The organism is Corynebacterium sp. HMSC068G04 (genome assembly GCF_001814885.1).
GTDB lineage: Bacteria > Actinomycetota > Actinomycetes > Mycobacteriales > Mycobacteriaceae > Corynebacterium > Corynebacterium hiratae.
In genome coordinates, this window is the sequence record NZ_KV818349.1 from 95,483 (window position 1) to 121,880 (window position 26,398).

27 protein-coding genes, 1 tRNA gene and 1 pseudogene are annotated in these 26,398 nt (G+C 62.1%); 20 read left to right on the forward strand and 9 right to left on the reverse strand.

Going from position 1 to position 26,398, the window contains the following annotated elements:
* The first annotated feature begins 33 nt into the window (after positions 1-33).
* Positions 34-546, forward strand: a complete 513-nt coding sequence (locus HMPREF2993_RS11825) for a hypothetical protein (protein ID WP_239663634.1) — start codon at positions 34-36, stop codon at positions 544-546.
* Between the two features lie 4 nt (positions 547-550).
* Here the strand turns inward: HMPREF2993_RS11825 and HMPREF2993_RS11830 are convergent, their stop codons facing one another.
* Together HMPREF2993_RS11830 and HMPREF2993_RS11835 are read right to left on the reverse strand one after the other, a co-directional pair.
* The gene (locus tag HMPREF2993_RS11830; protein ID WP_049156675.1) at positions 551-841 is read right to left on the reverse strand and encodes a CHY zinc finger protein; all 291 of its coding nucleotides are present in this window, start codon (positions 839-841) and stop codon (positions 551-553) included.
* Positions 838-1,560, reverse strand: coding sequence for a hypothetical protein (locus HMPREF2993_RS11835; RefSeq protein ID WP_080975119.1), 723 nt, complete (start codon positions 1,558-1,560; stop codon positions 838-840). The genes HMPREF2993_RS11830 and HMPREF2993_RS11835 overlap by 4 nt, the downstream gene beginning before the upstream one ends.
* A gap of 69 nt (positions 1,561-1,629) precedes the next feature.
* On the opposite strand from HMPREF2993_RS11835, the gene HMPREF2993_RS11840 reads away from it, so the two are divergent.
* The gene (locus tag HMPREF2993_RS11840) at positions 1,630-2,262 is read left to right on the forward strand and encodes a VC0807 family protein (RefSeq protein ID WP_049156671.1); all 633 of its coding nucleotides are present in this window, start codon (positions 1,630-1,632) and stop codon (positions 2,260-2,262) included.
* Here the strand turns inward: HMPREF2993_RS11840 and HMPREF2993_RS11845 are convergent.
* Positions 2,259-3,086, reverse strand: coding sequence for an esterase/lipase family protein (locus HMPREF2993_RS11845; RefSeq protein ID WP_049156667.1), 828 nt, complete (start codon positions 3,084-3,086; stop codon positions 2,259-2,261). The genes HMPREF2993_RS11840 and HMPREF2993_RS11845 overlap by 4 nt on opposite strands.
* A 62-nt stretch (positions 3,087-3,148) precedes the next feature.
* The gene (locus HMPREF2993_RS11850; protein ID WP_049156665.1) at positions 3,149-3,946 is read right to left on the reverse strand and encodes a trypsin-like serine protease; all 798 of its coding nucleotides are present in this window, start codon (positions 3,944-3,946) and stop codon (positions 3,149-3,151) included.
* 70 nt (positions 3,947-4,016) lie between these two features.
* Between HMPREF2993_RS11850 and HMPREF2993_RS11855 the strand changes: the two genes are divergently transcribed.
* The gene (locus tag HMPREF2993_RS11855; protein WP_049156661.1) at positions 4,017-4,562 is read left to right on the forward strand and encodes a membrane lipoprotein lipid attachment site-containing protein; all 546 of its coding nucleotides are present in this window, start codon (positions 4,017-4,019) and stop codon (positions 4,560-4,562) included.
* A 2-nt stretch (positions 4,563-4,564) separates the two neighbouring features.
* Here the strand turns inward: HMPREF2993_RS11855 and HMPREF2993_RS11860 are convergent, their stop codons facing one another.
* Together HMPREF2993_RS11860 and HMPREF2993_RS11865 are read right to left on the reverse strand one after the other, a co-directional pair.
* On the reverse strand, positions 4,565-4,978 hold the full coding sequence (locus HMPREF2993_RS11860; protein ID WP_049156658.1) for a hypothetical protein: 414 nt from the start codon (positions 4,976-4,978) through the stop codon (positions 4,565-4,567).
* A gap of 48 nt (positions 4,979-5,026) precedes the next feature.
* The gene (locus HMPREF2993_RS11865; protein ID WP_049156655.1) at positions 5,027-5,743 is read right to left on the reverse strand and encodes an ASCH domain-containing protein; all 717 of its coding nucleotides are present in this window, start codon (positions 5,741-5,743) and stop codon (positions 5,027-5,029) included.
* Between the two features lie 263 nt (positions 5,744-6,006).
* On the opposite strand from HMPREF2993_RS11865, the gene HMPREF2993_RS11870 reads away from it, so the two are divergent.
* A complete protein-coding gene (locus HMPREF2993_RS11870; protein ID WP_049156652.1) occupies positions 6,007-6,495 on the forward strand; it encodes a hypothetical protein in 489 nt (162 codons plus the stop codon).
* A gap of 35 nt (positions 6,496-6,530) precedes the next feature.
* On the opposite strand, the gene HMPREF2993_RS11875 is transcribed toward HMPREF2993_RS11870, so the two are convergent.
* Positions 6,531-8,012 carry a multicopper oxidase family protein gene (locus HMPREF2993_RS11875; protein ID WP_049156651.1) on the reverse strand — a complete coding sequence of 494 codons (1,482 nt, stop codon included), beginning with the start codon at positions 8,010-8,012 and terminating at the stop codon, positions 6,531-6,533.
* Positions 8,013-8,083: 71 nt separating this feature from the next.
* Positions 8,084-8,659, reverse strand: a complete 576-nt coding sequence (locus HMPREF2993_RS11880) for a CueP family metal-binding protein (RefSeq protein ID WP_049156648.1) — start codon at positions 8,657-8,659, stop codon at positions 8,084-8,086.
* Between the two features lie 404 nt (positions 8,660-9,063).
* On the opposite strand from HMPREF2993_RS11880, the gene HMPREF2993_RS11885 reads away from it, so the two are divergent.
* From HMPREF2993_RS11885 to HMPREF2993_RS11910, 5 genes and pseudogenes are all read left to right on the forward strand, one after another.
* Positions 9,064-9,786, forward strand: a complete 723-nt coding sequence (locus HMPREF2993_RS11885; protein WP_118781224.1) for a response regulator transcription factor — start codon at positions 9,064-9,066, stop codon at positions 9,784-9,786.
* On the forward strand, positions 9,783-10,910 hold the full coding sequence (locus HMPREF2993_RS11890; RefSeq protein WP_049156643.1) for a sensor histidine kinase: 1,128 nt from the start codon (positions 9,783-9,785) through the stop codon (positions 10,908-10,910). Before HMPREF2993_RS11885 ends, HMPREF2993_RS11890 begins: the two co-directional genes overlap by 4 nt.
* 140 nt (positions 10,911-11,050) lie before the next feature.
* A complete protein-coding gene (locus HMPREF2993_RS11895) occupies positions 11,051-11,377 on the forward strand; it encodes a heavy-metal-associated domain-containing protein (RefSeq protein WP_049156640.1) in 327 nt (108 codons plus the stop codon).
* A 51-nt stretch (positions 11,378-11,428) separates the two neighbouring features.
* Positions 11,429-13,662: pseudogene (locus tag HMPREF2993_RS11905) on the forward strand (copper-translocating P-type ATPase).
* Between the two features lie 47 nt (positions 13,663-13,709).
* Positions 13,710-14,324: a YdhK family protein gene (locus tag HMPREF2993_RS11910; RefSeq protein ID WP_049156630.1), complete on the forward strand. Its 615-nt coding sequence runs from the start codon at positions 13,710-13,712 to the stop codon at positions 14,322-14,324.
* A 461-nt stretch (positions 14,325-14,785) separates the two neighbouring features.
* On the opposite strand, the gene HMPREF2993_RS11915 is transcribed toward HMPREF2993_RS11910, so the two are convergent.
* Positions 14,786-14,870: transfer RNA gene (locus HMPREF2993_RS11915), tRNA-Leu, on the reverse strand.
* Between the two features lie 190 nt (positions 14,871-15,060).
* On the opposite strand from HMPREF2993_RS11915, the gene HMPREF2993_RS11920 reads away from it, so the two are divergent.
* The 11 genes from HMPREF2993_RS11920 (at position 15,061) to HMPREF2993_RS11970 (ending at position 26,222) form a co-directional block, all read left to right on the forward strand.
* On the forward strand, positions 15,061-15,885 hold the full coding sequence (locus HMPREF2993_RS11920; RefSeq protein ID WP_046648646.1) for a DUF3662 and FHA domain-containing protein: 825 nt from the start codon (positions 15,061-15,063) through the stop codon (positions 15,883-15,885).
* A gap of 44 nt (positions 15,886-15,929) precedes the next feature.
* Positions 15,930-16,382, forward strand: a complete 453-nt coding sequence (locus tag HMPREF2993_RS11925) for an FHA domain-containing protein FhaB/FipA (protein WP_046648650.1) — start codon at positions 15,930-15,932, stop codon at positions 16,380-16,382.
* Positions 16,379-17,716: a protein phosphatase 2C domain-containing protein gene (locus HMPREF2993_RS11930; RefSeq protein WP_070702534.1), complete on the forward strand. Its 1,338-nt coding sequence runs from the start codon at positions 16,379-16,381 to the stop codon at positions 17,714-17,716. The genes HMPREF2993_RS11925 and HMPREF2993_RS11930 overlap by 4 nt, the downstream gene beginning before the upstream one ends.
* Positions 17,717-19,069 (forward strand): FtsW/RodA/SpoVE family cell cycle protein, encoded by a 1,353-nt coding sequence (locus HMPREF2993_RS11935; RefSeq protein ID WP_070702536.1) that lies wholly within the window; start codon positions 17,717-17,719, stop codon positions 19,067-19,069.
* On the forward strand, positions 19,066-20,496 hold the full coding sequence (locus HMPREF2993_RS11940; RefSeq protein WP_070702538.1) for a penicillin-binding transpeptidase domain-containing protein: 1,431 nt from the start codon (positions 19,066-19,068) through the stop codon (positions 20,494-20,496). The genes HMPREF2993_RS11935 and HMPREF2993_RS11940 overlap by 4 nt, the downstream gene beginning before the upstream one ends.
* Complete coding sequence (locus HMPREF2993_RS11945) at positions 20,496-21,914, forward strand: serine/threonine-protein kinase (RefSeq protein WP_049156622.1); 1,419 nt, start codon at positions 20,496-20,498, stop codon at positions 21,912-21,914. Before HMPREF2993_RS11940 ends, HMPREF2993_RS11945 begins: the two co-directional genes overlap by 1 nt.
* A gap of 6 nt (positions 21,915-21,920) precedes the next feature.
* Positions 21,921-23,861 carry a Stk1 family PASTA domain-containing Ser/Thr kinase gene (pknB, locus tag HMPREF2993_RS11950; protein ID WP_070702540.1) on the forward strand — a complete coding sequence of 647 codons (1,941 nt, stop codon included), beginning with the start codon at positions 21,921-21,923 and terminating at the stop codon, positions 23,859-23,861.
* Between the two features lie 67 nt (positions 23,862-23,928).
* Entirely contained in the window at positions 23,929-24,204 is a 276-nt protein-coding gene (gene crgA / locus HMPREF2993_RS11955; protein ID WP_010188168.1) for a cell division protein CrgA, read from the forward strand.
* A 15-nt stretch (positions 24,205-24,219) separates the two neighbouring features.
* Positions 24,220-25,296 carry a sensor histidine kinase gene (locus HMPREF2993_RS11960; protein ID WP_070702542.1) on the forward strand — a complete coding sequence of 359 codons (1,077 nt, stop codon included), beginning with the start codon at positions 24,220-24,222 and terminating at the stop codon, positions 25,294-25,296.
* 48 nt (positions 25,297-25,344) lie between these two features.
* Positions 25,345-25,557, forward strand: coding sequence for a hypothetical protein (locus tag HMPREF2993_RS11965; RefSeq protein WP_070517665.1), 213 nt, complete (start codon positions 25,345-25,347; stop codon positions 25,555-25,557).
* 11 nt (positions 25,558-25,568) lie between these two features.
* Entirely contained in the window at positions 25,569-26,222 is a 654-nt protein-coding gene (locus HMPREF2993_RS11970) for a response regulator (RefSeq protein WP_049156612.1), read from the forward strand.
* The last annotated feature ends 176 nt before the right edge of the window (positions 26,223-26,398 follow it).

Consider the following 26,398-nt stretch of genomic DNA (forward strand, 5'->3'; position numbering starts at 1 on the left):
CAAACGTGTAAAAGCTGTGGCACAATGTGGCGCATGAGAAAAAAGCTTGTCCTGTGCTCCGTTGCTGCCGCCATCGGCCTGTCCGCTCCTACCGCCTCCGCCGACATGGTGGATGACTACCTGGCCAAGGTCCCGGCCGGCCAGATCTCCTGCGAGCAGGCCACCAAGTACTACACCAACCCGTCCGACTACAACAGCAAGAAGTCCCAGGCGCTCGCTGCCGCTAACTTCCACCCGCGCGGCGGCGAGATCCGCGACGCCGTCGCCCGCGCCGACGAGGCCATCGCGCGCTGCGGCCTGAATGGCGGCGGTGGCAACGCTGCTAACAATGGTGGTGCCCCAGCCAACAACACTGCCCCAGCTAACAACACCGCGCCTACCAACAACGGTGGTACCCCAGCCAATAACGGCAATAAGGCCCCGACAAACAACGCTTTTCCGACGATTCCGGTGACCTTCGGTAACTTCACCATTCACGTCCCGGATATCGTGGCGTACCTCAAGACCCTCGTCGAGGGCACCCCGCTGGCCCAGCTTTTGCCGTAGAAAACTAGCGGAAATACGTCCCCGCGTGCAGCGCGCAGCCAGTATTGAAGGCATGCCCGCACGCGGGGCATTTATATGCGGAGTACTCGGCAAACGTCATTGTTCGGCCGCACGCTCCGCACATGACGCAGAGCTCGTCCTTCGGCATGGGTCCAAAATCATGATCCGTTAACTCCGCATGGCAGAGCGAACACGCGAACCAGCCGCCGCAGGTGTGGCACTTGTTCGCAATGACGTCGACAAGCGTGTGCCAGTGGCGGCACCGGCCCTCCGCGTCAATGGCTCCGTGGATCATGGCCGCGACTCTAACAGCCGCGCCATCGCCCGGTAGGCCGGCGTGATGTCCATGCGCAAGCGGTTCTCCAGCAATTCCGCAGGGAAATCGGCGGGGAGAAGCTGTGCGGGGAAAGGCGGGGTACGGCGCAGCGCCGCGAAGGCGGCGGCGTGGCGGCGCGTGGTTTCGACGACGATGCCAACGTCATCGGTGGGCAAAGGGGGAACGTCGCCCAGCGCGCTAATACGGGCAGCACTGTCCTCGAGGTCCCACGCGGTGGCGATAACGTCGCGGGCAGTGTCCTCATCCACGGACCAGGTGCCGATAAAGGTTTTCTGCGCCCACTCCCCCGGCGCGTGGGCGCCCACCAGGACTCCAGGCCGCAACTGCCGGAAACCGCTGGCATGGGCGGCGCGCAGGAGGGCATCTCTTTCCGCGCGGCGATCCTCGCCGATATCGAAGATCACCGTGTGAAACGCCCCTTCCCACTGGAAGTCGCGCGGCGAACCTAGGTGACGAAACTCCGCAAGGTAGTCACCCACCATGGAATACACGGAACAACGCCCCACTCGGCGCGAGGATAGGTCGCCCGCGCGCACCATGCGTGATAAGTACGTGCGCGCGCCGGCCGGCGACAGACCCAGCCCAGTGAGGATCGGTGTCAGCACGGGCCCGGGGAGCTCCTCGCGGCGGGCCAACCCACAGAGGTATCCAAAAGTTCCTGGTCCAACGTCAGCCATGCCCCAACCCTAGGGTTTTTATGTGTCAGAAACAAACCGATTCGTATGTTTTGTGGCACACTATGTGGCATGAGTCTCAATCCACGCCTGCTCAACTTCCTCATCCTCGGCGTCTTCGACGTCGGCCTGGCCATCCTGCTCTTCCAGATCGTCGATTCCGCAACCAACAACCACGTCTATGCCTACCTGGCCGCTAGCATCGGCCCCCTTATCGGCGGCATCATCCAGCATGTGCGCCAGAAGTCTTTTTCTGGGATTTCTGCGTTGATCCTTGCCTTCAACGTTGCTGCAGCGTTGGCCACGCTGGTCGGTGGCACCGATGAGCGCCTCCTGCTGGTTAAGGGCAGCGTTGTTACCGGCATTATTGGCTTGCTCTTCCTCGGCAGCTTGGCCCTTGGAAAGCCCCTTGCCTTCTACTTTGGCCAGCGCTTTGGCACCGACGGCACAAAGGAAGGCGTCGCCTACTGGAACGGATTGTGGAAATACCCGACCTTCCGCGCCTCCCAGCGCTACATCACCATCGTGTGGGGCGTCGTATTCCTGCTCGAAGCCATCATCCGCGTCGTCGCCGCCTATTCCCTCCCCTTCACCACCGCCTACTGGCTGTCGAATGCGTTGCCCTTCGTGGCCCTCGCTATCTGCTTGACAGCCACCTTCGCCATTGCTGCACGCGCCCGCAAGTCCGCGCCGACCCCGGCCTAGCGCATGAGCCCCCACAGAATCTGCTCGTGCACGCGCGGATCATGGGGCAGCTGCCCGTGCTCGACGGGGGAAGATTCCACGTTGGCCACATCCGCGCCCGGAACAGCGCTCAACTCAGAGGTCTGATTCGGCGTCACAGTGCTATCCGCCGGCGAGTAGATGGAGGTATAGGTGACGCCGGGCGCGGTGTCCGGCAACTGGTTGAGATTCTCCATGAACTCCGAGCCCTCCAACTGTTGAATGCCGGCGCTGGTACCCACGAATTTGACCACGCTGGGGGCGATTTTGGCTGCCGTGCTTAGCGACGTTGCCCTGCCGCCCCACGTCGTCCCGTGAAAATTTGCGCCAATGGTGACCACGCGGTTCACTTCTTCGGGCGAACCGTAGAGCTGGGTGAAAGTCTTGGTGTGCAGGCCGCCCTGGGAGAAGCCCACGAGGTTTACTTTGTTTGCTCCGGTGACCTCCCGGATGTGCTCTATCTGCCTGGCTATTTCGCGCCCAGAGGACTCTAGATCCGCAATCCCCTTCAGGTAGTCATAAGCGTTCTGGTAGGCCACGTCCTCGGCGCCATAATCGAAGGCCCACACGCACATGCCCAGGTCCTTGAGCTTTGGGATGAGGTCGTTCCACTCGGCCGAGTTAGCCGAGGTTCCGTGCAGCAAAACGACCGGCTCGGTGACAGGACCCGTGGGCTGGCAGTCGGGATCGTTGATGCCGAGACCCTCCGCAGCGGAGGTCTCCATGGTTTGAGCATGGGCCGGAACGGGGGCCGCAGTGGCGAGGAGAATAGCGAGGAAGGCACGCTGCAGGAAGCCGTTTTTCATAAGGAGACAGCTTAGCGCCGATCCCTGAGCGTCTGCTGTACGGTTCCTGTATGCCTAACGACCTACCAGGAGGAAAGGCTGCTCAAGCTGCTGGAGCGCTTGGATTCTTTCTTTTGGGTCTGGGCGTGTTTCTTTGCTTCCTCGAATGCTGCGGGCGAGTCGAAGTCATCGTAGCTATCCATCAGCGCCCGCAGAGACTGCAGATTCGGATAGATTTCGCTGTGCCACATGTGGCGGCGCGTGCCATCGGTGCACTCCTCGTTTTCTTCACCGCCGGTGTGCACCGCGAAGATCATGGTGTCCTGGTAGAGCGGCGCGCCGGAATCTCCGTTGCACGTGCGCGAAGCAAACATGGAGCGCGATTGGATGAGATTATCGAAATCATAGCCTTGGATCTCCCCAGCGACCCCAGTCTCTTCGACGCGGACCACGGCCTCGGAGGCAAAATTGTGCATCCCCCCGTAGCCCACGAGGAAGAGCGAGTCATTGACGCGCAGTGGCCGCGAGGGCAACTCGAAGGCCTCCGCGTCCATGGGTTCCGCTTTCAGCAGGGCGACGTCCGACTTCTCTGCTACCGGGGTGGAGGCGAGCACCTTGGCACTGTCACCATCCGCCTGCGTGAGACGCAGGTCGCGGCCCAAGCAGTGTGAAGCAGTAAGCCACCAATCATTGCCGATGTACCCCGCGGAGCACTCGCGTTTGCCGCTTCGCCACAGCGCCGCGACGCGATCATCGCTGGCTGCAACCGTGCTCGTTGCCTGTAGAACCCCGGGGACGTTCGCAGAAGTGGGGGCGCCAAACAGGGAGGACGTCACTGTCACGATGATGGAGAGCAAGGAAGCGAGAATACCAGGGAACACAAGGCGTAACTCTATCAGTGAAATCGCATGCGTGCTCACCGCACACCACGGCATATCATTAGGACCTGTGATGAAGCGATTTCTCTCTCTTGCCGCTGCACTCTTCTTTCTCAGCGGCTGTTCCCTCGACCTCGAACCTTCCACGAATACCTCGACGAGTAGCAGTGGGCCGTCGACAAGCACAGCCAGCACCACTGCCGAAACAGCAGACGAGGGCCCACAGCCCACCCTCCCCGCTACCGAGGAAAACGTCGAAGGCGTCAACATAGATCAACCACAAGAGGAAGTCATCGGCTTCACCGAGGCCCCCGGCGCGGCGCAGCCTACTCCGATGGAGAAAACCATCGCATCGTGTGGAGACCCTTCGCTGCACGAAACCGGAACGACATTCTTCAGCGATGGAACCTCTGGCTGGACGCAACAGTGCTCGGACGAGATGCTGGCTGCGAATCCTCCAGTTCAAGAAGCCGCCGCGGTGTATGAAGCACCCGCCGTGCAGGAGAACTACGTTCATCCCGGCGCGTATTGCAGCGGCGGAAGCGGCGTATCAAAGAGAGGTGTCCCGATGACATGCGCACCCGCTTCTGATGGCAGGATGCGCTGGCAAAGCGCGTAACCTCATTCCGGCAGTTGAGGGCCTTTACCCTTCTTCCACAACGCAAAGGCGATGCCTCTGCGGATCAGTGCTGAAAGCCCCACGGGTAGGCAGCACAGGAAGGGCAAAGCGATGAGCATCTGGCCGACCCAGCCGAAGAGACCAACCGCCCCGATAACGACGAAAACGGCATCCAGGCGGAAATCTGTAATGACCTTCCGCTGCATGGGCAGGGAAACAAGGTAAGCAATTCCCAGAAACACGAGTGCGGGAAGAAGCACAAAGACTGCAAGGAAGCCACTCTCAGCATCAGTTCCTTGCGTATCGACGAAAAAGAGGGCCACCAGCAGCCCAACAAGCACGAACTCCACAAACGGTAACCGCAGCACAGGGAAATCTATAAGCCGCGGTGGCTGGGCGGAAGCGGGGCCGAACATACCGACAGTCTAGGTAAAATCATTTCCGCGTGGGCTTCGCCAAAGCTTTTAAGCCTTGCGGAGCGTGAACTCAACGACGTCGACTTCGTCGTCCTCAGCTAATCCGGGATAGTGAGTATCAAGCGCTTCATGAAGCTCAGCAAGAGAGCCAAAGCCATCTCTTCGGGCTTGTTCCTCCGTCAAGGACCTCCGCTGGGTAGAAACAACTGACGTGACCGCTGCGGGAATGGTGACGACCTCTCCGGATTCTTTCTCGAAGACAATCTGGGCGCTTCCTTCGTGGAAGGGATCATCCACCCGAATGGTTTGTTGCTTTTCTCCGCTTCGAATTGATTCCTCGTAGCCTTCCCACATATAGATGCGTTGCTCTTTGTCCATGTCACGCCAGTTATATGCGAACGGTAAGAGCTCTTCCACGGTGAGTGCTTCAAGTCCATTGCTTCCGCGCACAATGCACCGGATAGACGGATCAGTATCAAATAACACTTGGCGGCACTTTCCACAGGGCGAAAGCACCTGGCCAGTCGGGCCGTGGACGGCGACTACCGCTCGGATCGGATCCTCGGGATGACTAGCAGCGTGGTTAGCTAAGGCCGAGATTTCACCACAGGGGCCACCGAGGAAATGGTATGCGTTTAAACCGAGCACGTGTTTGCCGGATTCGGTCAGGAGGGCTGCGGCTACGGTGTGATCTACCCCGTCGTGGAAGCGCTGCGCATGGGTCGTGGCTACGGTCAGTAATTCTCGGAGTTCATTAGTAATCATCCTTCAAAGGTAGCTGTTACTGCCACAACTCCCAAGCCCAAGGGATCACAAATCTGTCACTGTCATTCACGGTAAATAAGGGCGAAAAACTTCGAATTTCTGGCCGCTATAATTCCCCGAAGATATCAATAACCCCGGCGATTTACTCCTACTTTCGTAGTGCAGGGATCGTTCCGGGGTTTTCAAAGCGCACATTATCATATCTATATGGATATCCAAGCCCAGCCCAAGTACAGCTGTCCCAGTGGTTTTCATCTGCGCGAATGAGCAGGTACGCCGATCATCCATCACCAGAAACGCTCTACCTTTGGAATACTCACCTCACGAAGACCTATCTTGCTGACATCGAACACCTGGAAGTACTCCTCCGAAATAGCATTCACAATGCCCTAACCGGAAGGTATGGCGAGCGATGGTTTGACGACGATCGAATACCTTTCAACGATGCAGCAAAGAAGAATATCCGCAAAGCAAAGAACCGGGCCGGGAAAAAGGATGCACCACTAGGAAAAATCATCGCTGAACTCAGCTTCGACTTTTGGCGCTTCCTCCTAAGCAGTCACTATCAGGCGAGCGTCTGGCCTCAGGTTAAGAAGGCGTTGAAGAAAACCCCTGGCAGCAGACAGCAGTTTGAAGATCTTGACTCCGTTGATAACGCCATCCAAATGGTGGCAAGCTTTATTGATCCTCATGCCGAAGCATGGATCAAGGACAATTCCCGAGTCCCCGATATACGGGCACAACGACCTTAGCTGTATACCGCAGGACAAAGCGGAAAAGAGCCGGGTTACTCGTAGCGAAGCGAGCTGAACATCCCGGTTTCCATGTGATAGGCGTTATGGCAGTGAAATGCCCACTCACCGGGGTTGTCAGAGATCAGGTCGGCGATCATGGTTTCACCGTGGCGGAGAAGGACGGTGTCCTTGCGTAGCCCGCCGCTGCCGGGCAGCGCCCACGTGTGACCGTGGATGTGCATGGGATGGGGCATCATGGTCCTGTTGCGCATGACCATCCGCAGGCGCTGGCCCGCCTGCACGGTCGCGGAGGAGGATTGGCCGTCGGTGAGAATGCTCCATTCATACGGCATCATCTGCCCGCCCAGGTCGATGCTGACTTCTCGGTCTGGTGTGTCCTCGGGCAGGAGTGCACGGTCTGCTGGCTTCAGGGAGGACAGAAGCAGTCCGGTGGACGACAACTCGGGGAAGTCGACATCGGGGTGAGGGGCCTGGCCGCCGGCGGTGCGGATGACGGCGAAGGCGCGGTCGTCTTTACCCACTGCCAAAGCCGTGAGCGGGAAGATGCCGTCGCCGAGGATGACCTCGACGTCGACACGCTCGCCCATCGACAGGTAGATCGATTCGGTCTCCCGGGGCTGGACGGGGAAGCCGTCGGTGTGGGTGACGGTCATGCGGTGACCACCGAGGGCCACCTTGAATATGGTGTCACCGCCGGAGTTGATAAACCGCAGGCGGGCCTTGTCACCCGGGCGAGCCTCGAAGGTCCGGTGAGCACGGGGGATACGTCCGTTGATGAGGTAGTGCGGATACATCACATCGCCGGCATCCCCGCCCAGTACCCGGTCCGGGGTGCCGTGCATCATATGGCCGTGGCCTCCCATCCCCTTCTTCCCGTTATGGTCGCCCGAGCCCATTCCGGTGAGCTTGTCGAGCTCATCGTCGGGAGTGCCCTGAATGCCATCGACCCAGTCGTCGAGCACGATGGTCCACTCGACGTCCTGGTCCTCAGCGTCTTGCGGGTCACGGACGATCAGTGGGGCGTGGAGGCCGCGATCAAGCTGCAGGCCGGAGTGGGAATGGTAGAAGTAGGTGCCACCGTGGGGGACTTCAAAAACATAGGAGAAAGACTCGCCAGGTTCAATGGGGTCCTGGGTCATGCCGGGCACACCGTCGGCTGCGTTGTGGAGTGCGATGCCATGCCAGTGGATGGAGGTGCTCTCAGGCAGTTCATTGGTGATATCGACCTGGAGGACGTCGCCGACGGTGGCCTCAATGGCCGTATCCTCGGTGTCAGAGACGTATCCCCACGTCTTGGCTTCGATGCCGCCGATATCCAGAGAGAGGGGCCGGGCGGTCAGTGTCCGGCGCACCGTCGGCTCACCGAGCGCAGTGGGGGTGGGAGTGGGGCGAAGAGAGGAACCTGGTGCCGAGGCAGCGGGTCCAGGGTCGCTGGTGCAGGCGGCCACGGCCCCGGTGCCGGCGAGGACGAGCCCGCCGAGCAGAAACTGTCGTCGGGGAAACGCGTTCATCATGATTTAACCTTCCTTGGTGCTAGATTTCAGTGACACGGGAGACAGGTGCAGGTGAGAACCCTGCTGAGCCATCACGTCAGGCGCAGGTCTGTGACGCAGGTGGCACCGTCGTCGGCGGTGGAAAACTCCGTGGTGCCGGTACGCCCCTGGTAGCTGACCTCAATCAGGCCGGCGGCATCATCGGGAAGCCAGAAGCCAATAAACCCGTTGTCGAAGGTGGTTGTCGCCTCGTCCACCAGCACCTCACCGGTCGCCTCATCGGTGATCGTGACCTGGATATCCTCATTGTCGAGTTCCCCCAGGCAGGTCGTGAGGCTGTGGTAGAAGCAGTCGTGGGTGGAGGTGAGATAGGGTGCGATCGAGACATACGTCTGATTGTCGGGAAGATCGACCACGACTTCCTGGTCATCGCTCGAGAGCAGCAGTTCATCGGCACGCACTGAGGCGATCAGATCCGTGGGACGCTCCGTGACCTTCTGCCGGTCGAGGTGATCAATGATCTCCACCGCGTCCATGCCGGCCAGGCCATGGGTAGTCAGGAATGTATCCTGGGACACCGTCCCGTCGGCGGTGGGTTCCGGGTCGGCGGCCGAACACCCCGTGAGGGCGAGGGCAAGGGCGGCGGCTGCGATCGCTGCTCGTTTCACGTCAATCTCCTTGGATCGTGGTAAGACCGTGAGAAGACACCGCCTCAAGGTCGATGCCATACCTTTATCTAGCACGGGTGCCTGACGGACTAGAAATCAAAACCCCTGCTCACAGCCTTATAACAGGGCGAAAAGGGGGCGAATTCGGTGGGCTGGGTCACCACCGGGACACCACCCCACAGCCGTGGGCGATGTCCTTCTACCCGCCCCGGGTATGCGGTGCAGGCAGTGAAATCCCTGGTGGCGCCTGCTGAACCGACCAGGGGAGGCGATGCCGCCGGCCCGGGGTGGGGCGCAGGGGTGACGGCGGTCGAAGGGTGATGTTTGAAGATTTGATGAAGATTTCCCCGCTGGGCACTGAGCGAGGGTGATATTCCCCCCTGGCCGGAGCGATACTGGGGTCCATGGCTAACCGCACACCGACCACCGCCACGCCCCCGGGGCGGGTGCTGGTCGTCGATGATGAACAACCCCTGGCTCAGATGGTGGCCTCCTACCTCATCCGGGCCGGCTTCGATACCCGCCAGGCGCACACCGGCACTCAGGCCGTGGACGAGACCCGTCGCTTTTCCCCCGATGTTGTGGTGCTGGATCTGGGGCTGCCCGAACTCGACGGCCTGGAGGTGTGCCGACGGATCCGCACCTTCTCGGACTGCTACATCCTCATGCTCACCGCCCGTGGCAGCGAGGACGACAAGATCAGCGGTTTGACCCTGGGGGCGGATGACTACATCACCAAACCTTTTAGCATCCGGGAACTGGTGACCCGGGTGCATGCGGTGCTACGCCGCCCGCGCACCAGCACCACCCCACCGCAGGTGACCACCCCCTTGATCGTTGGTGACCTCATCCTTGACCCCATCGCCCATCAGGTGCGGGTAGGGGAGACGACCGTGGAGCTCACCCGGACGGAGTTCGAGCTGCTGGTTGCCCTGGCCCTGCGCCCCGGCCAGGTGCTGACCCGCCACGACCTGGTCACCGAGGTCTGGGACACCACCTGGGTCGGTGATGAACGCATCGTCGATGTCCACATCGGCAACTTGCGTCGCAAGCTCGGCACCGACACCCGGGGCCGGGGGTTTATCGACACCGTGCGTGGCGTGGGCTACCGGGTGGGGCAACCATGAATCACGGACCCGGCCTGACCTTCCGCTTCCTGGCCGCCCAGGTGTTGGTCGTGGTGATTAGCCTACTGGTGGCCGCGGCCGTGGCCACGATGGTGGGTCCGACCCTGTTCCATGATCATATGTTGATGACCGGCCAGGAGGACCCCTCGCTGGAGCTGTTCCATGCCGAGCAGGCCTACCGGGGCGCCAACCTGATCACCCTGGCCGTCGCCCTGCCCACCGCCTTGATCAGCGCCCTGCTGGCCAGCCTGTGGTTATCGCGTCGTCTGCGCACCCCCCTGCAGGATCTCACCCGCGCCGCTACCAGCCTGACGGCCGGCAACTCCCGTATCCGCGTGCCCGCCGGAAAAGCAGGCCCCGAGGTCACCACCCTGGCGCATGCGTTCAACACCATGGCCGACCGGCTGGAACACACCGAACAGGTCCGCCGCCAGATGCTCTCTGATCTGGCCCACGAAATGGGCACCCCCTTATCGGTGCTCACGGTCTACCTCGATGGTCTCCAAGACGGGGTCGTGGACTGGAATAATGCCACCCACACGATCATGGCTGACCAACTCACCCGCCTGACCCGGTTGATGGAAGACATCGACGATGTCTCCCGGGCCCAGGAACACCGGATCGATTTGGACCTGGCGGAGGAAGGGCTCGGGAATCTGCTCCATACCGCCGCTGCTGCCGCGGGGGAAGCTTATGCTGACAAAGGCGTCGATTTACAGGTCGAGACCATTACAGACACCGCCCGGGTGCTCGTGGACCGGCAACGCTTCGGCCAGGTGATGAGCAATCTCCTGTCGAACGCGCTACGGCACACCCCGGCCGGCGGGCAGGTACGGATCAGCGTCCACCGACAGGGGGCGTCCACCGCACTCATCCACGTCGCCGATGACGGCGAGGGCATCCCACCTGACCAGCTCAGATACATCTTCGAACGCTTCTACCGGGGGGATGCCGCCCGCACCCGGGACAACGGCGGGGCCGGTATCGGTCTGACCATCTCCAAGGCATTGATCGAGGCCCACGGCGGCACTCTCACCGCCACCTCCCCCGGCCCCGGTCGCGGAGCGGTCTTTGCCCTCCGCCTCCCGCTGTCCCCTCCCGACAGTGAGGAGGCTGCTCGGTGACCACACCCTGCCCCGCGTGAGGGCCGCGACCTCGACCCATTGAAAATATACCCCCCTAGGGTATGCTGAAAATATACCCCCGGGGGGTATCTGCTAGAGAGCGGCATCGCCGCACCCCACCGAACCGAAGGAGCTTTCCCATGATCACCTCCCCGCCCCGCCTCTTGCCGATGGCCTCCCACGGCTGCAGCTGTTGCGGACCTGCCTCACGTGCCGACACCGCCTCCATCCCTGCCACCAGCGACTCGTCAGCAGGAGGGTCCTCCCCTAGCTACCAGGTCACCGGCCTGACCTGCGGGCACTGCGCGAAAAGCGTGACCCAGGCCCTTCAGGCCCTCCCCCAGGTCGACGACGTCCAGATTGATCTCGCTGCTGGTGGTGTTTCCACCGTCACGGTCACCGGTGTCGTACCTCCGGAGATGGTTCGCCGGGCCATCGAGGAGGCCGGCTACACCGTCTTATCCTGATCAGTTTTACTCATCATCTCGACCCCGACCGGGTTGAGCGAAAGGAACGTCATGAGCACTCCCCACCATTCGGGTGATCACCATGGTGATCACCCCGCTCCGGAAACAGACCACACCCACCACCCGGATCATGCCAGCCACGAACACCACGCAGATGCCGACACCCACGGCCAGGCGATGCCCCACGATCACCCGCACTCCGCCCTGGACGAAGACCACCACGTTCATAGTCACGGCGAACACGCCGGACACAGCACCGCAATGTTTCGGGACCGCTTCTGGTGGTCGCTGATTCTGTCCATTCCCGTCGCTATTTTCAGTCCCATGGTCACCCACCTGCTCGGCTACCACCTCCCGGCATTCCCCGGATCCACCTGGATCCCCCCGGTGCTAGGCACGATCATCTTCGGCTACGGCGGAACGCCTTTCCTCAAGGGTGGATGGAAAGAACTGAAATCCCGCCAACCCGGGATGATGCTCCTGATCGCCATGGCCATCACCGTGGCGTTTGTCGCCTCCTGGGTCACCACTCTGGGGCTGGGCGGTTTTGACCTGGACTTCTGGTGGGAGCTGGCCCTGCTGGTGACCATCATGCTGCTGGGCCACTGGCTGGAGATGCGCGCTCTCGGGTCCGCGTCCTCCGCGCTTGACGCGCTGGCTGCCCTGCTGCCGGATGAGGCCGAGAAAGTCATCGACGGGACCACCCGCACCGTGGCCATCTCCGAGCTGGTCGTCGACGACGTCGTGCTGGTGAGGGCCGGTGCCCGGGTGCCGGCCGACGGAACCATCCTCGACGGAGCCGCCGAATTCGATGAGGCGATGATCACCGGCGAATCCCGTCCCGTCTTCCGCGACACCGGTGACAAGGTGGTCGCCGGTACCGTGGCCACCGACAACACCGTCCGCATCCGGGTGGAGGCTACCGGCGGGGACACCGCCCTGGCCGGGATCCAACGCATGGTTGCCGACGCCCAGGAGTCCTCCTCCCGGGCCCAGGCCCTGGCGGATCGGGCGGCGGCGTTATTGTTCTGGTTCGCGCTGATCTCCGCTCTGATCACCGCGGTGGTGTGGACCATCATCGGCAGCCCGGACGATGTCGTGGTGCGCACGGTCACGGTGCTGGTCATCGCCTGCCCGCATGCCCTGGGCCTGGCGATTCCGCTGGTCATTGCGATCTCCAGCGAGCGGGCCGCGAAATCCGGGGTGCTCATCAAGGACCGGATGGCGCTCGAGCGGATGCGCACCATCGACGTGGTGCTCTTCGACAAAACCGGCACCCTGACCGAGGGTGCGCACGCGGTCACCGGTATCGCGGCAGCTGTCGGCGTCACCGAGGGCGAGCTGCTGGCCCTAGCCGCCGCCGCGGAGGCCGACAGCGAGCACCCCGTGGCCCGCGCCATCGTGGCGGCCGCGGCCGCCCATCCCGAGGCCTCCGGTCGGCAAATCCGTGCAACTGGTTTCAACGCCGCCTCCGGCCGGGGGTCCGGGCCACTGTCGATGGCGCTGAGATCCTCGTGGGCGGGCCGAACATGCTGCGCGAGTTCAACCTCACCACCCCGGCCGAGCTCACCGACACCACCAGCGCCTGGACCGGGCGTGGGGCCGGTGTGCTCCATATTGTCCGCGATGGTCAGATCATCGGTGCGGTAGCCGTCGAGGACAAGATCCGCCCCGAATCCCGCGCCGCCGTGAAAGCCCTGCAGGACCGCGAGGTGAAGGTCGCGATGATCACCGGCGACGCCCAGCAGGTGGCCCACGCCGTCGGTCAGGACCTAGGCATTGATGAGGTCTTCGCCGAGGTCCTGCCCCAGGACAAAGACACCAAGGTCACGCAGCTGCAGGACCAGGGTTTGAGCGTGGCCATGGTCGGTGACGGTGTCAATGACGCCCCCGCTCTGACCCGCGCGGAAGTCGGTATCGCCATCGGTGCCGGCACGGATGTGGCCATGGAATCTGCCGGGGTGGTCCTAGCCAGTGATGACCCGCGGGCAGTGCTGTCGATGATTGAGCTGTCCCAGGCCAGCTATCGCAAGATGATCCAGAACCTGATCTGGGCCTCTGGCTACAACATCCTCGCCGTGCCGTTGGCCGCCGGAGTGCTCGCCTCGATCGGGTTCGTGCTGTCCCCGGCCGTGGGCGCGATCTTGATGTCTGCCTCGACCATCGTGGTGGCCCTGAACGCCCAGCTGTTGCGCCGCATTGATCTGGATCCGGCTCACCTGGCTCCGACCGACGGGAAGGAGGAACACAGTGGGTCGATATCCCCCGTAACCGTTACTGACTGACCTTGTCTCTCGACCCCTAACTCACACCACCTTTGAAAGGAACGCTCATGAAACGCAGCATTACCCTCGCCGCCTTGGTACTGACCTCCACCCTGGCGCTGACCGCCTGCAGCGACGCCACCGACAACTCCGACGATGCCGACACCACCAGCACCACGACGGCAACCGCAGAGACCAACGAGACCCACCAGGAAGACACCACCACTGCCGACGAAGGGCACGGCGGGCACGACCACCCTGCCGACGGCGGGGCACCGCCGGCAGGCATTGAAGAGGCCGAGGATCCCACGTACCCGGTGGGCACCGAGGTCATCCTCACCGCTGACCACATGCCCGGCATGGACGGGGCCACAGCCACCATTTCCAGGGCGTTTGACACCACGACCTATTCGGTCAGCTACACCCCCACCGAGGGTGGGGCCCCGGTTACCGACCACCGCTGGGTCGTCCATGAGGAGCTCGTCGATCCGGGTCAGGCCCCCCTGCCCGACGGGGCGAGCGTTGTCCTGGATGCCGAGCACATGTCCGGCATGAAGGGTGCTGAGGCCACCATCGATTACTCCACCGAGGAGACGGTCTACATGGTTGATCTCACCGTCGACGGGATGACGATGACCAACCACAAGTGGGTCACCGAGAGCGAGATCCAACCCGCCGAATAGTCCACCCACCCTGAACCGCGAGACCAGACAAGGCACCCGCTCCAGAGTCGGTCATCAATCGCTGCCGACCATGCCGAAGCAAACCAGCCACACACGGAACCTGCACGCCCACAGGGCCCACGCTGAGGTAGGCCTTCTGTGTCACTGCTTCTCTTAGTCAGGGAAATATGCCCTGGAATGACCCTGGTGACAGGAGTTCATTCCAGGGCTTTGGGTGCTGTTGCAAAGTTGGGGCAGTAGGAAGAGCGACGTGAAATAATCACAGCCATGGGTATCTTCTCCGGTCGTCATTTCCCCCGTGACATCATTCTGTGGGCAGTGCGGTGGTACTGCCGCTAGGGGTGAGCGGAGTTAGAATGTAAATCCCGGCCGCTCAAGTTCAGAGAAACAAAGAAACCGAAGGTCACGAACTCTTTCGAGTTTGTTACCTCCGGTGTCGCAGTTTGTTCAACTGCTCAGCGTGCCCGGGGCGGGACTTGAACCCGCACGTCCTATAAGGACACTGGCACCTGAAGCCAGCGCGTCTGCCAATTCCGCCACCCGGGCAGGGTATTGATGTCTTGGCGACTAGCTAACCTTAGCACGCAGTCCAACAGATTCTACAAATCCGCTGGCAAACCCGAACTTTCCAGGGAACTATAGGCCGCGCGTCTACGTTAATTAGAGGAAAGCAACCTATACTGATCGCTGCTATACCTCTCCCTTGAACATCCCGAAAGGAGGACGGCGTTACCCTATGGCATTTCTTGACAAGCTCGCCAAGCTGGATTCTTCCCTGCAACGCGGACTGGACAACGGCATGGCCTTTGTCTTCGGCGGTAAAGTCGTCCCCGCAGAGATTGAGGAGCTTCTCAAGCAGGAGGCACAAGACAATCTGTCCCGCGGTGATGATGGCAAGCTTTATAGCCCCAACGTCATGACCGTCGGCGTGTCCTCCAAGGACATCGAGAATCTCTCACAGGACCGGGATGTTCCCAAGGATCTAGCTGATCAGCTCACCCGCTTCATCCGTAACAGTGGCTGGTCCCTCGCCGGGCCGGTCATCGTCCGCATCGCGGAGGAGTCGGGGCTGCGGACTGGGCAGTTGCGCGTGTCCTCTTTTTTGGATCACGAGCCCACCGAAGAAACCGGATTCGATGCGATTTTCCACCACGACCATGGTCAGGAGGACTCTATGACCCAGCCGCACAACGCCGACGAGGCCGCAACCACCGCCTTCATGGCCCCCACCCCGAATCAGCCGGCGCCGCAGGGCCCGGCGGTGACGCTCATGTTGCAGGACGGCTCCTCCCGCGTCTACCACGTGCAGGAGGGCTCCAATATTCTGGGCCGCAGCAACGACGCGGACCTGCGCCTGCCAGATACCGGTGTCTCCCGCCAGCACGCGGAGATCACCTGGAATGGCCAGGACGCCGTGTTGGTGGACCTGCAGTCCACGAACGGCACCACTGTCAACGACACCCCGATTGAGAACTGGCTGCTTGCCGACGGCGACGTGATCACCCTCGGTCACTCCCACATCGAGGTGCGCATCACCGGCCTCGAAGACCACGGCTACTAAGCCGCCCGGCAATTGTTCCCAGATTCTTAGCGTAAGGACTTTTCATGGATTCGATCGTGCTGCTCTCGCTGCGCATCGGCCTGCTGGTGTTGCTGTGGCTGTTTATCTTGGTCGCGCTCAACGCCATGCGCCGCGACGCCAATAAGGCCGCCGGCGTCTACCAGGCATCGTCCCCGGTGAAGGGGGCCCAGAGGCGTCGCGAAGCGCCGCGTGAAATCGCCATCGTGGACGGGCCGCTGCGCGGTTCCCACATGGAACTGGGCACGCTCGAAGACTGTACGATGGGCCGCGCGCAAGACTGTGACTTTGTCACCGGTGATGATTTCTCCTCCGGCCACCACGCCCGCCTCTTCCGCAGGGGCAGCGAGTGGTTCGTGGAGGACCTCGAATCCCGCAACGGCACCTTTGTTGGTGGCGTTCGCATTGACCAGCCAGAACGAGTCGGAGTCGGCTCCGATATCAAACTTGGCCGAACGACCGTGAGGTTGATGGCATGACTTTAAGCCTGACTTTTACTGCAGTGACGGACCGCGGATTGGTCCGCGAAAACAATGAGGATTCCGCCCACGCGGGCCCGCACCTGCTGGTGCTGGCCGACGGCATGGGTGGCCACGCCGCCGGCGAGGTCGCTTCCACCACCATGGTGGAGCACATGGCCTCCCTCGAGCGTGATCCGGGCGATAACGACATGCTGGCCCTGCTCGGCGCGGCGGCGGAAGACGCTAATGCGGCGATCCGCGAGCACGTGGACGAGCACCCGGAGACGGAGGGCATGGGCACCACGCTGACCGCCCTGCTTTTTAACGGCTCCGAGTTCGGCGTGTGCCACGTGGGTGATTCCCGCGGCTACCGGCTGCGTGAGGGCAAGCTGACCCAGATCACTAAGGATGACACCTATGTACAGTCCCTGGTGGATGAGGGCAAGCTCGATCCAGAAGATGTATCTTCCCACCCACAAAAGTCGTTGATCCTCAAGGCCTACACGGGCCGCCCGGTAGAGCCGACGCTCTTCATGCTCGATGCTGAACCGGGCGACCGCCTCCTGTTGTGCTCGGATGGCCTCTCGGATCCAGTGACGGCCTCTACCATCGAGCAGGCGCTGAAGCAGGGCACGGTCGAGGAAGCCGCCACCACCCTGCGGGATCTAGCGCTGCGCTCCGGCGGCCCTGACAACGTCACCATTGTGGTGGCAGAGGTCGTGGAAGCGGAGGGTGACGAGGACTCCCCCATCACCGTCGGCGCCATCCAAGGTGTTGTTCCGGAGCCGACGCACCCGGATTCTTCCGCGAGCCGCGCCGCAAAGCTGATCTCGCCCCCAAAAGCCCAGGCCGCTGAGGAGAAGCCCCAGGAGGACCCACAGCGGCGGCCCCAGCGAAGCCGGATTGGGTGGAAGGTGATTGCGTGCCTTGCCATCGTCATCGTGCTCGTCGTCAGTGGCGGGCTCTGGATGAAGAATTATCTGGGCAATAACTATTACGTGGCTACGGATGAGGGTGGCACCCTCACTATCCAGCAGGGTGCGGATTATGAAATCTTTGGCCGCCCGCTGCACCACACGTATCAGAATGCGTGCCTAGGCAAGGACAATGCGCTCAAGCTCGGGCACGGAGAGTGCGCGGGCGACTTTGCGCCGTTCACGCTGAAGGATTTGCCCGAATCTGAACGTGCCGCTGTGGGCAACCTGCCCTCCGGCTCCTATGACGAGGTGCAAACGCAGCTGTCGCAGCTCTCGGACAAGGCGCTCAAGCCTTGCCCGAAGGCCTCGAAGGACGGAAAAGACGGAAAAGATGACAAGAGCGCGTCCAAAGGAAACTGCCGGGAGGTGAAGTAGGTGAGTAAATTCTTCTCCCGCGGCACCGAATTCGGCCTGCTCGTGCTGGCCACCGTGGTTTTCGCCATCACCTTGGTCAGCCTTGAGCTGTCCCAAGGCAACGTGCTGACACTCGATGTGCTCTACCTCATCGGCGGTTTCATCGGCGTCTTTGCTGTCGCTCACTTGGTGCTCTGTTTCCTGGCACCCTATGCGGATCAGCTCATGCTGCCCATCGTCGCGGTGCTCAACGGCACCGGGCTCATTCTGTTGCAGCGCCTCGATCTAGCTAATGGCGGCGGGCTGGCGGTGCGGCAGGTGATGTGGACCATCGTGGGCCTCATCCTCTTCGCGCTGGTGCTCGTCCTCCTGCGAGATCACCGCTCGCTGACGCGGTATTCCTATATCTTGGGCGCGCTGGGCCTGATCCTCCTCGCCTTGCCCCTGGTGTGGCCGCAGCCGCCGGGCGTCGACGCCCGCATCTGGCTGTGGCTCGGACCCTTTTCCATCCAGCCGGGTGAGTTCTCCAAGATCCTGCTGATTTTGTTCTTCGCCATGCTGCTGACCCAGAAGCGCTCGCTGTTCACGGTGGCCGGCTACAAGTTCTTGGGTATTTCCCTGCCGCGCCTGCGGGATCTCGCCCCCATCCTGGTGATTTGGGGCATCGCGATTGTCATCATGGGCATTTCCAATGACTTCGGCCCAGCCCTGCTGCTGTTTAGCACCGTGCTCGGCATGCTCTTTATGGCCACCAACCGCGTGAGCTGGCTGCTCATTGGCGTCATCCTCGTGGGCATCGGTGGCTTCGGCATCTACCAGGTCTCGGAGAAGATCCAGCAGCGCTTCTCCAACTTCCTGGATCCGCTGGCTAACTATGATTCCACCGGCTACCAGCTCTCCCAGGCGCTCTTCGGCATGTCCTCCGGCGGTATTACCGGCACCGGCCTAGGCCAGGGCCACCCGGACATGGTGCCGGTGGCGCATTCGGACTTTATCCTGGCCGGAATCGGTGAAGAGTTCGGGTTGGTTGGCCTCGCCGCGGTGCTTGTGCTGTTTGCCATGCTCGTCTCCCGCGGCTTCCGCACCGCGCTGACCTGCCGCGATACCTACGGCAAGCTGGTCTCTTCAGGGCTGGCCCTGACGCTGGCCGTGCAGGTCTTCGTCGTTACCGGCGGCATCTCCGCGCTGCTGCCCATGACGGGCCTGACCACGCCGTTCATGTCTGCGGGTGGTTCCTCTCTCATGGCTAACTACATGCTGCTGGCCATCCTGCTGCGCATCTCCAACGCGGCACGCCGCCCGGCGCGCGAGCTGAGCTCAAACGCACCCACTGACACGTCCATGTTCCCCGCCGTCCAGGAGGCCACGCGATGAATAGATCGATCCGCCTCGTTTCCCTCTTTGCCCTGATCCTTACCGCCGTCCTCCTGGTGAACCTCACGGTGGTGCAGGCGTTTTCGACGGATAAATACGCCCACAACCCCAAGAATGTTCGCGGCTATCTGGAAATGCGCACGACCCCGCGCGGCCAGATCTTCGCCGGCGATACGGTCTTGGCGCAGTCCACCGCGGATGAGAACGGCAATTACTCGCGTTCCTACCCCACCGATTCCCCGGCCTTCGCTGATATCACCGGCTACCTGTCGGAGCGCTTCGGCGCCTCCCAGCTGGAGGCCTCCCAGAATGACATCCTCAATGGCAAGGATGATTCGCTGCTGGCGCGCAATTGGCTCGATATGTTGTCCGGCAAGCCGCAGAAGGGCGCGAACGTCGAGGTCACCGTCGATCCGGCCCTGCAGCAAACCGCCTACGATCAGCTCGCTGGACCGGGTTATAACGGCGCGGCCGTGGCCATCCAGCCCTCGACGGGCAAGATTTTGGCCATGGCCTCTTCCCCCAGCTTCAACGTCTCCGACCTGCTCGGTGATAACGCCGGCGAGAAGTGGGAGCAGCTGCAGAACCAGGAAGGCACCCCGCTGGTCAACCACGCCACGCAGGACACCCTTCCGCCCGGGTCCATCTTCAAGATCATTACGACTGCCGCAGGCCTCAATAACGGTTTCAATCCGAACTCCACGCTGACCGGCGCGGCGTCCATTACGCTGCCCGATACCGTCACGGAGCTCACCAACTACGGCAACCAGTCCTGCGGCGGCGCGGATAGCGTCACCCTGCAGACGGCCTTCGCGCTGTCCTGCAACACCGCTTTTGTGCAGATGTCGGAAAGCATCGGCGCCGATGAGCTGCGCAAGTACGCCGAAGGCTTCGGCGTGGGTGAGAAGTACTCGTTGGGTGTTAATACTTCCGCCGGCGCGCTCGGCGAGCTTGGCGACGGCGCCCAAGTCGCCCAATCCGCCATCGGCCAGCGCGACGTGACCATGTCCGCCCTCCAGGCAGCCATCATGGCCGGGACCGTGGCTAATAAGGGCAAGCGCATGGAGCCCTACCTGGTCAACCGCATCACCGATGCCCAAATGAATGAGCTGCGCACCACCACACCGCGCCAGGCCGCTGAAGCTGTGGATGAAGAAACGGCTAATACCATCAAGGACCTCATGTTCGCTTCCGAGCGCAGCACCTTCGGCTACGACGGAAACGGTTTTGCCTCGAAGACCGGCACCGCTGAGCACGGTGAGGGCCTCGCCCCGCACGCATGGTACGTGGCCTTCGACCCGGACAAGGACATCGCGGTGGGCGTCGTGGTCAAGGACGGCGGGCACCTTGGCCAGAATGCCACCGGCGGCCAGGTCTCCGCGCCTATCGGCCGCGCCATCCTGCGCGCATACGGAGGTGAGCAGTAGTGAATAGTGCAGATAACAAAAAGCACCTCCAAGAACTGATCGGTGAGGACTACCAGCTGCAGTGGATCGTCGGCCACGGCGGCATGTCCACGGTGTGGCTGGCGGATGATGTGCGCAACGACCGCGAAGTCGCCCTCAAGGTCCTGCGCCCCGAGTTCTCCGACAACAACGAGTTTCTCTCGCGCTTCCGCAACGAGGCCAAGGCGGCAGAGTCCATCGATTCCGAGAACGTCGTGGCCACCTACGACTACCGCGAGCTCGAGGACAACGGCCGCACCTTCTGCTACATGGCCCTGGAGTACATCCGCGGCGAATCCCTGGCAGACCTCTTGGCACGCGAGGGCGCGCTGCCGGAGACCCTGGCGCTCGACGTCATGGAGCAGGCCTCCCACGGCCTATCCGTGATCCACCACATGGGCCTGGTGCACCGCGATATCAAGCCCGGCAACCTCATGATTACCCAAAACGGGCAGGTCAAGATCACTGACTTTGGCATCGCCAAGGCCGCCGCCGCCGTGCCGCTGACCCGCACCGGCATGGTCGTCGGCACCGCCCAGTACGTCTCCCCCGAGCAGGCCCAGGGCTACGAGGTCGGCCCAACTTCGGATGTCTATTCACTCGGTGTGGTGGGCTACGAGATGCTGGCCGGCAAGCGCCCCTTCAGCGGTGATTCCTCGGTATCGGTGGCGCTGGCACACATTAGTCAGGCGCCGGAGCCCTTGTCGACGTCGATTAGCGCGCCCACCCGGGAACTGATCGGCATGGCCCTGCGCAAGGACCCCAACACCCGCTTCGCTGATGGCAACGAGTTCACCAATGCGATCTCGGCCGTACGCCAGGGCCAGCGCCCGCCGCAGCCCAAATCCGCGGCGCTCGCACCCATCGCTGCTGAACCTTCTCCCTCCGCCTCGACGGAAATGCTGGCCAACATGGCGCACCCCACCACGGTGCGGCCAGCCGTCCAGCCTTCTACACCAGAGCCGGAGGAGCGCCCCGCCAAGAAAGGTGGTTTCGGCACCGGGTTGCTCATCGCCGTGGCCATCGCCGCCCTCGTGGCCGTCGGACTCATGGCCTACCGGATGTGGGGGAACACGGCACCGACCCCACCACCAGCGCCGACGGAGGTCATCGTGACCGAGACGGTTGTGCCGGAGACGACAGAGGAAGAGGAAACGGAAGCTCCCGAGACTGTCGAGATCACCACCGTCGAGGAGGAACCAACCCGGGTCACCGTTACCACGACGCACTCGGTCATCCCCGCCCCGCCGGTGACCACGGAACACACGACCCATCAGGACCCGCCCGAGTTCCCTACGGAGGAGACGCAACCGCAGGTCAATGACAGCCCAACGCCCGCGCCCGAACTAGACTCACAGAGCAACCCCACCGAAGAATCCGCACTACAGGGAGGCCAGTAACCCACCATGGTCAGTGATCGGTACCACCTCCGCCAGTCCATTGGCACCGGCGGCATGTCCGAGGTGTACGAAGCCGAGGACTCCGTTTTGGGGCGCACCGTCGCCATCAAGATGCTGCGCCCCGACATGGCGCGCGACGTCAACTTCCGCGAGCGTTTCCGCCGCGAGGCCCAGAATTCCGGCAAGCTCAACCATCCGAACATCGTCGCCGTCTTCGACACGGGTGAAAAGGACGTCGATGGCCTGATGGTGCCCTACATCGTCATGGAATACGTGCAGGGCCGCACCTTGCGCGACATCGTCCGTGAGGATGGCCCCATGCCGGTCGAAGAGGCAGCGCGCGTGCTCAAGCCGGTGGCAGACGCTCTGCAGTCTTCCCACGAGGCCGGGATTATCCACCGCGATATTAAGCCGGCCAACATCATGCTGACCAACACCGGCCAGGTGAAGGTCATGGACTTCGGCATCGCCCGCGCGCTGGATGATTCGACGTCCGCGATGACGCAGACCTCCGCGGTGATCGGCACCGCGCAGTACCTCTCGCCGGAACAGGCCCGCGGCAAGCCTGCCGACGCCCGCTCTGACGTCTACGCTTTGGGCTGCGTCATGTATGAAACGGTTACCGGCCGCACGCCGTTTGAAGGTGAAACACCTTTTGCGGTGGCTTACCAGCATGTGCAGGAGGATCCCGCACCGCCCTCGGAGCTCATCACCGAAGAGCTGACGGAACGGCAGCGCCTCGGCGTCGACGCCGTCGTGCTCACGGCGATGGCCAAGCACCCCGCGGACCGCTACCAATCTGCTTGGGAAATGGGCGATGACCTCGAGCGTTTGGCCCAGGGCCAGCTGCCGGAGGCAGCACGCTCCCACGTCAACGATGAGGATCACCCCACCACGATGGTGGCACCCGTGGCCGCGCAGCACCGCGCACCGGTGGCCTCGACTCGTCCCTCTGAAGACGATGAGTCCGGCTCCGGTCTGAAGTGGCTGGCGGCGCTGCTCGCGGCCTCTCTCGTCGCCATCATTGGTTATTTTGCCTGGGACTTTTGGGATAGCTCCCGCCAAGAGGCCCGCGAGCGCGAGCAGGAGCAGCATGAAGCAGCCCAGCGCGCGAACATGGTGACTATCCCGAAGGTGGCCAACCGCCCGCGCAACGAAGTGGTAGAGGAACTAGAGAAGCTTGGCCTGCTGGTAAGCATCAACGAGGAAGCCAGCCCCGATGTGCCGCGCGGCAAGGTCATCCGCATCAACCCTGCGGAAGGCTCAGAGCTGCAGAAGAACTCCTCGGTCACGCTGACGGTGTCCTCCGGCAAGGAGGTCACCGAGGTCCCGGATCTCACCGGCATGAAGCTGGATGAAGCCACCGCCGCGCTGGAGGAAGCCGAGCTAGAGCTCCACACCGACGTCGAGCAGGTGAACGATGAGGCCCCTGCGGGCGAGATCATTTCCCAGAACCCGGCGGGCGGTACGCAGCTGTCCAAGGGTTCGAAGGTGCGGATCACCGTCTCCAAGGGGCAGAAGGAAGTCAGCGTCCCGGATGTCAGCGGTATGGATCGTGACCGCGCGGTCGAGATGCTGTCCTCCATGGACTTTGACGTCAACGTGAACTCGGTGGACTCTGAGCTTCCGGAAAACCAGGTGCTCAGGGTCGTCGAGAAGGGCCAGAAGCTGCCCAAGGGCAGCCAGGTCACCCTGGAGGTCTCGAACGCGATGCTCATCCAGGCACCGGACCTGACGCATTCCACCCAGCAGGAAGCCGAATCCGCGCTGCGCGCCAAGGGCTGGTCTGGCTCCCTCGACGTGGGCGAGCGCATCCCAACGTCTAACCCGATCGACAGCGACAAGATTGGGTGGGCGTCGGCAAGCCGCGGCGATGTCATCCGCAAGGATGCGACCATCCACGTCCGGTTCTGGGAGTTTGACCCTGCGGCGCTGCTGCCGCAGTAGCTCTAATTGCCGCAGCTGCTAAGGTATTCCACAGATTAACCCCCCTATTCTTCGTGAAGGTGTAACAATGCCAAAGTCCAAGATCACGACGGAGGGCTCCGCACTCCCGCAGTCCTCCAGCTCTGCTACTAACCGCACCCCGGTCAAGATCAACTCTGAGGGCACCCCGAAGTGGTACATCGCCATCATGCTGGGCCTCATGCTCCTCGGCCTGCTCTGGCTGGTCGTGAACTACCTGGCGGGCGAGTCCATTCCGTTCATGCAGGAGCTGGGCCCGTGGAACTACGGCATCGGCTTCGGCCTGGCCATCATCGGCCTGTTGATGACGATGGGCTGGCGTTAGTTTTCATCGCCGCCAATGAACTCCTCGAGGTTCTATAGCATCGCCGGTGTCGGCTGCATCATTCTGGTGATGCTCACCGTCACGGTGGACAAAAGCTTCCTCACCCCTGGCGCACTCGTACTCGCCGGCCTCGGTGTCACGCTGACGCCGCTGGCCCTCCGCTACCCTCTTGTGGCGGCCTGCGGGTACGGTGCGCTTTTTGCGCTGACGGTGTGGCTCTCGGAGTGGCGGTCTTTCCTGCTCTTGGCGTGGAGCCCCGTCATCGTGGGCATCGTGGCGTTTCGCACGCGCTGGCTGTGGGCGGTCCTTCCAGCGGTGGCGTACACCTACCTCGTCACGACGGATCCTGCGAACAACTATCTTCCGGATTTCGATCCCTTGAACCTGTCGCTGCCTCTCATCTTGTATGCGGTAGCCATCGTTATTGGGGCCGCGCTGCGCAAAACCCGGGACCAGCGTCTCGCTGCTGAACAGCGCGCCGCCCAGCAGCGCGAGGCGCTGATGACCGCACTGCACGATTCGGTGGCTGCGACGCTAACCTCCGTGGTCATGCGCTCCGAAACCTTGGCGCTGACCCAAACGGACCCTTCCGCGGCTGACTCCGCGGAAGCGATTGCTAACGACGCCCGCCGGGCCATGGGCGAGGTCCGTGATCTATTGCGCGTGATGAAGAATGAGAGCGTGACTCAGGGAGTTAAGTCCTTGGAAGAAGACCTCGACACCATGGTTAGCTTCCTGAGCAGCCACGGCTTCCACTGCGAAGCACAGATCAATGTAGGCAAGAACGGTGAGCTCGCGCTACCGGAAAAGCTCTCCCTCGTGTTCTCTGAACTCGCCATTAACATCCTCAAGTACGCTCGCCCTGAATCCCGTGTGAGCATCGAGGCCACCGGCAGCTCCAAATCCATCGACCTCGTGATCACGTCCGAGATTGCGGCGCAACAATCACGCCAGTACATGACGACGAACCTGGGCTTGGGGGAAATCGCCCGCCGCGTTCGCAGGATGCACGGCAGCTTCGGCAGTGGCAAAGAAGGCAATCTCTGGGTCACACGCCTTTCTCTACCGGCCGCCTGCCTAAGGAAAATATAGTAAGATTGCCCGATAGTCCGCTATTTCTTAGATTTTAAAAGGTTCGACATGCGTACTTCCCTAGCCGTTGCCGCCGCAGCACTCGCGCTGTTCTCGGCACCAATTGCCAGCGCTGCTGAGACTCCTGTTGAAGCTACCGCTGCAACCACCGCAACTGAGAGCACTGAGTCCACCGGATTCACCTTCTACAGGTCGTACGCGAGCGAATTCGCCGACCACTTCCGTTGCTCCACCAGCCCCCAGCGCTGGTGGTGCGGCTAAACTGTTTCTCCATGAGCATTCGGGTTTTCCTCGTTGATGATGATGAGCTCGTTCGCTCGACGCTCCGCGTCTATTTCCAGACCACCGAAGACATCACGGTGGTCGGTGAGGCAACCAATGGTGCGGATTGCTTAGCGCAGATTGAAGAAGTCAATCCGGACCTCGTCCTCGCCGATATTCACATGCCGCACATGGACGGCATTACGCTGCTCAAGCACCTTAATTCTGGACCGAATCCCCCGACGTTTTTGGCGGTGACCGCCTTCGACTCGGATGACACGATGCTGAAGATCCTGCGGGCGGGCGGCGCGGGTTATATCTTGAAGAACCAACGCCCGCGCTCCATCATTGAGGCGGTTCGAGCCGCTGTGGAAGGTGGCACCGTCGTGGCGCCCGCCGCCATGCACCGTTTGGTCGACTACATCGGTGAGCCTGCCACCCCACGCGATCCCGTCGCCGCCGCCATTGAGAGCCACGAGCTTCACGACGCCGAAATAGCCGTCCTCAAGCTCCTCCTCGCCGGCAACTCCAATTCAGAGATCGCCGCCGCCACTCATTATTCGGAATCCGCCGTGAAGAAGCATGTCTCACGCCTCATCACCATCTTCGGCGCCAGCACGCGCCTAAACCTGGTGACCAAAATTCTAGGTGGCGCTGGCTCCTAAGTAGGGATCGCCGATGTTGCGGGAGCCACCCGGTGGCTTCCGCTTCAGCATGTGTTTGGGATTGGGGTTTAGGTATCCGGCGGGGCTGCGTCGAGTACGTCCCCGTTAGCCTGCTGCTGCAATGCAGCTTGTGCCGCTTGGTATGCCGGCTGAGACGTAATCGGCTCCGCCCAGGG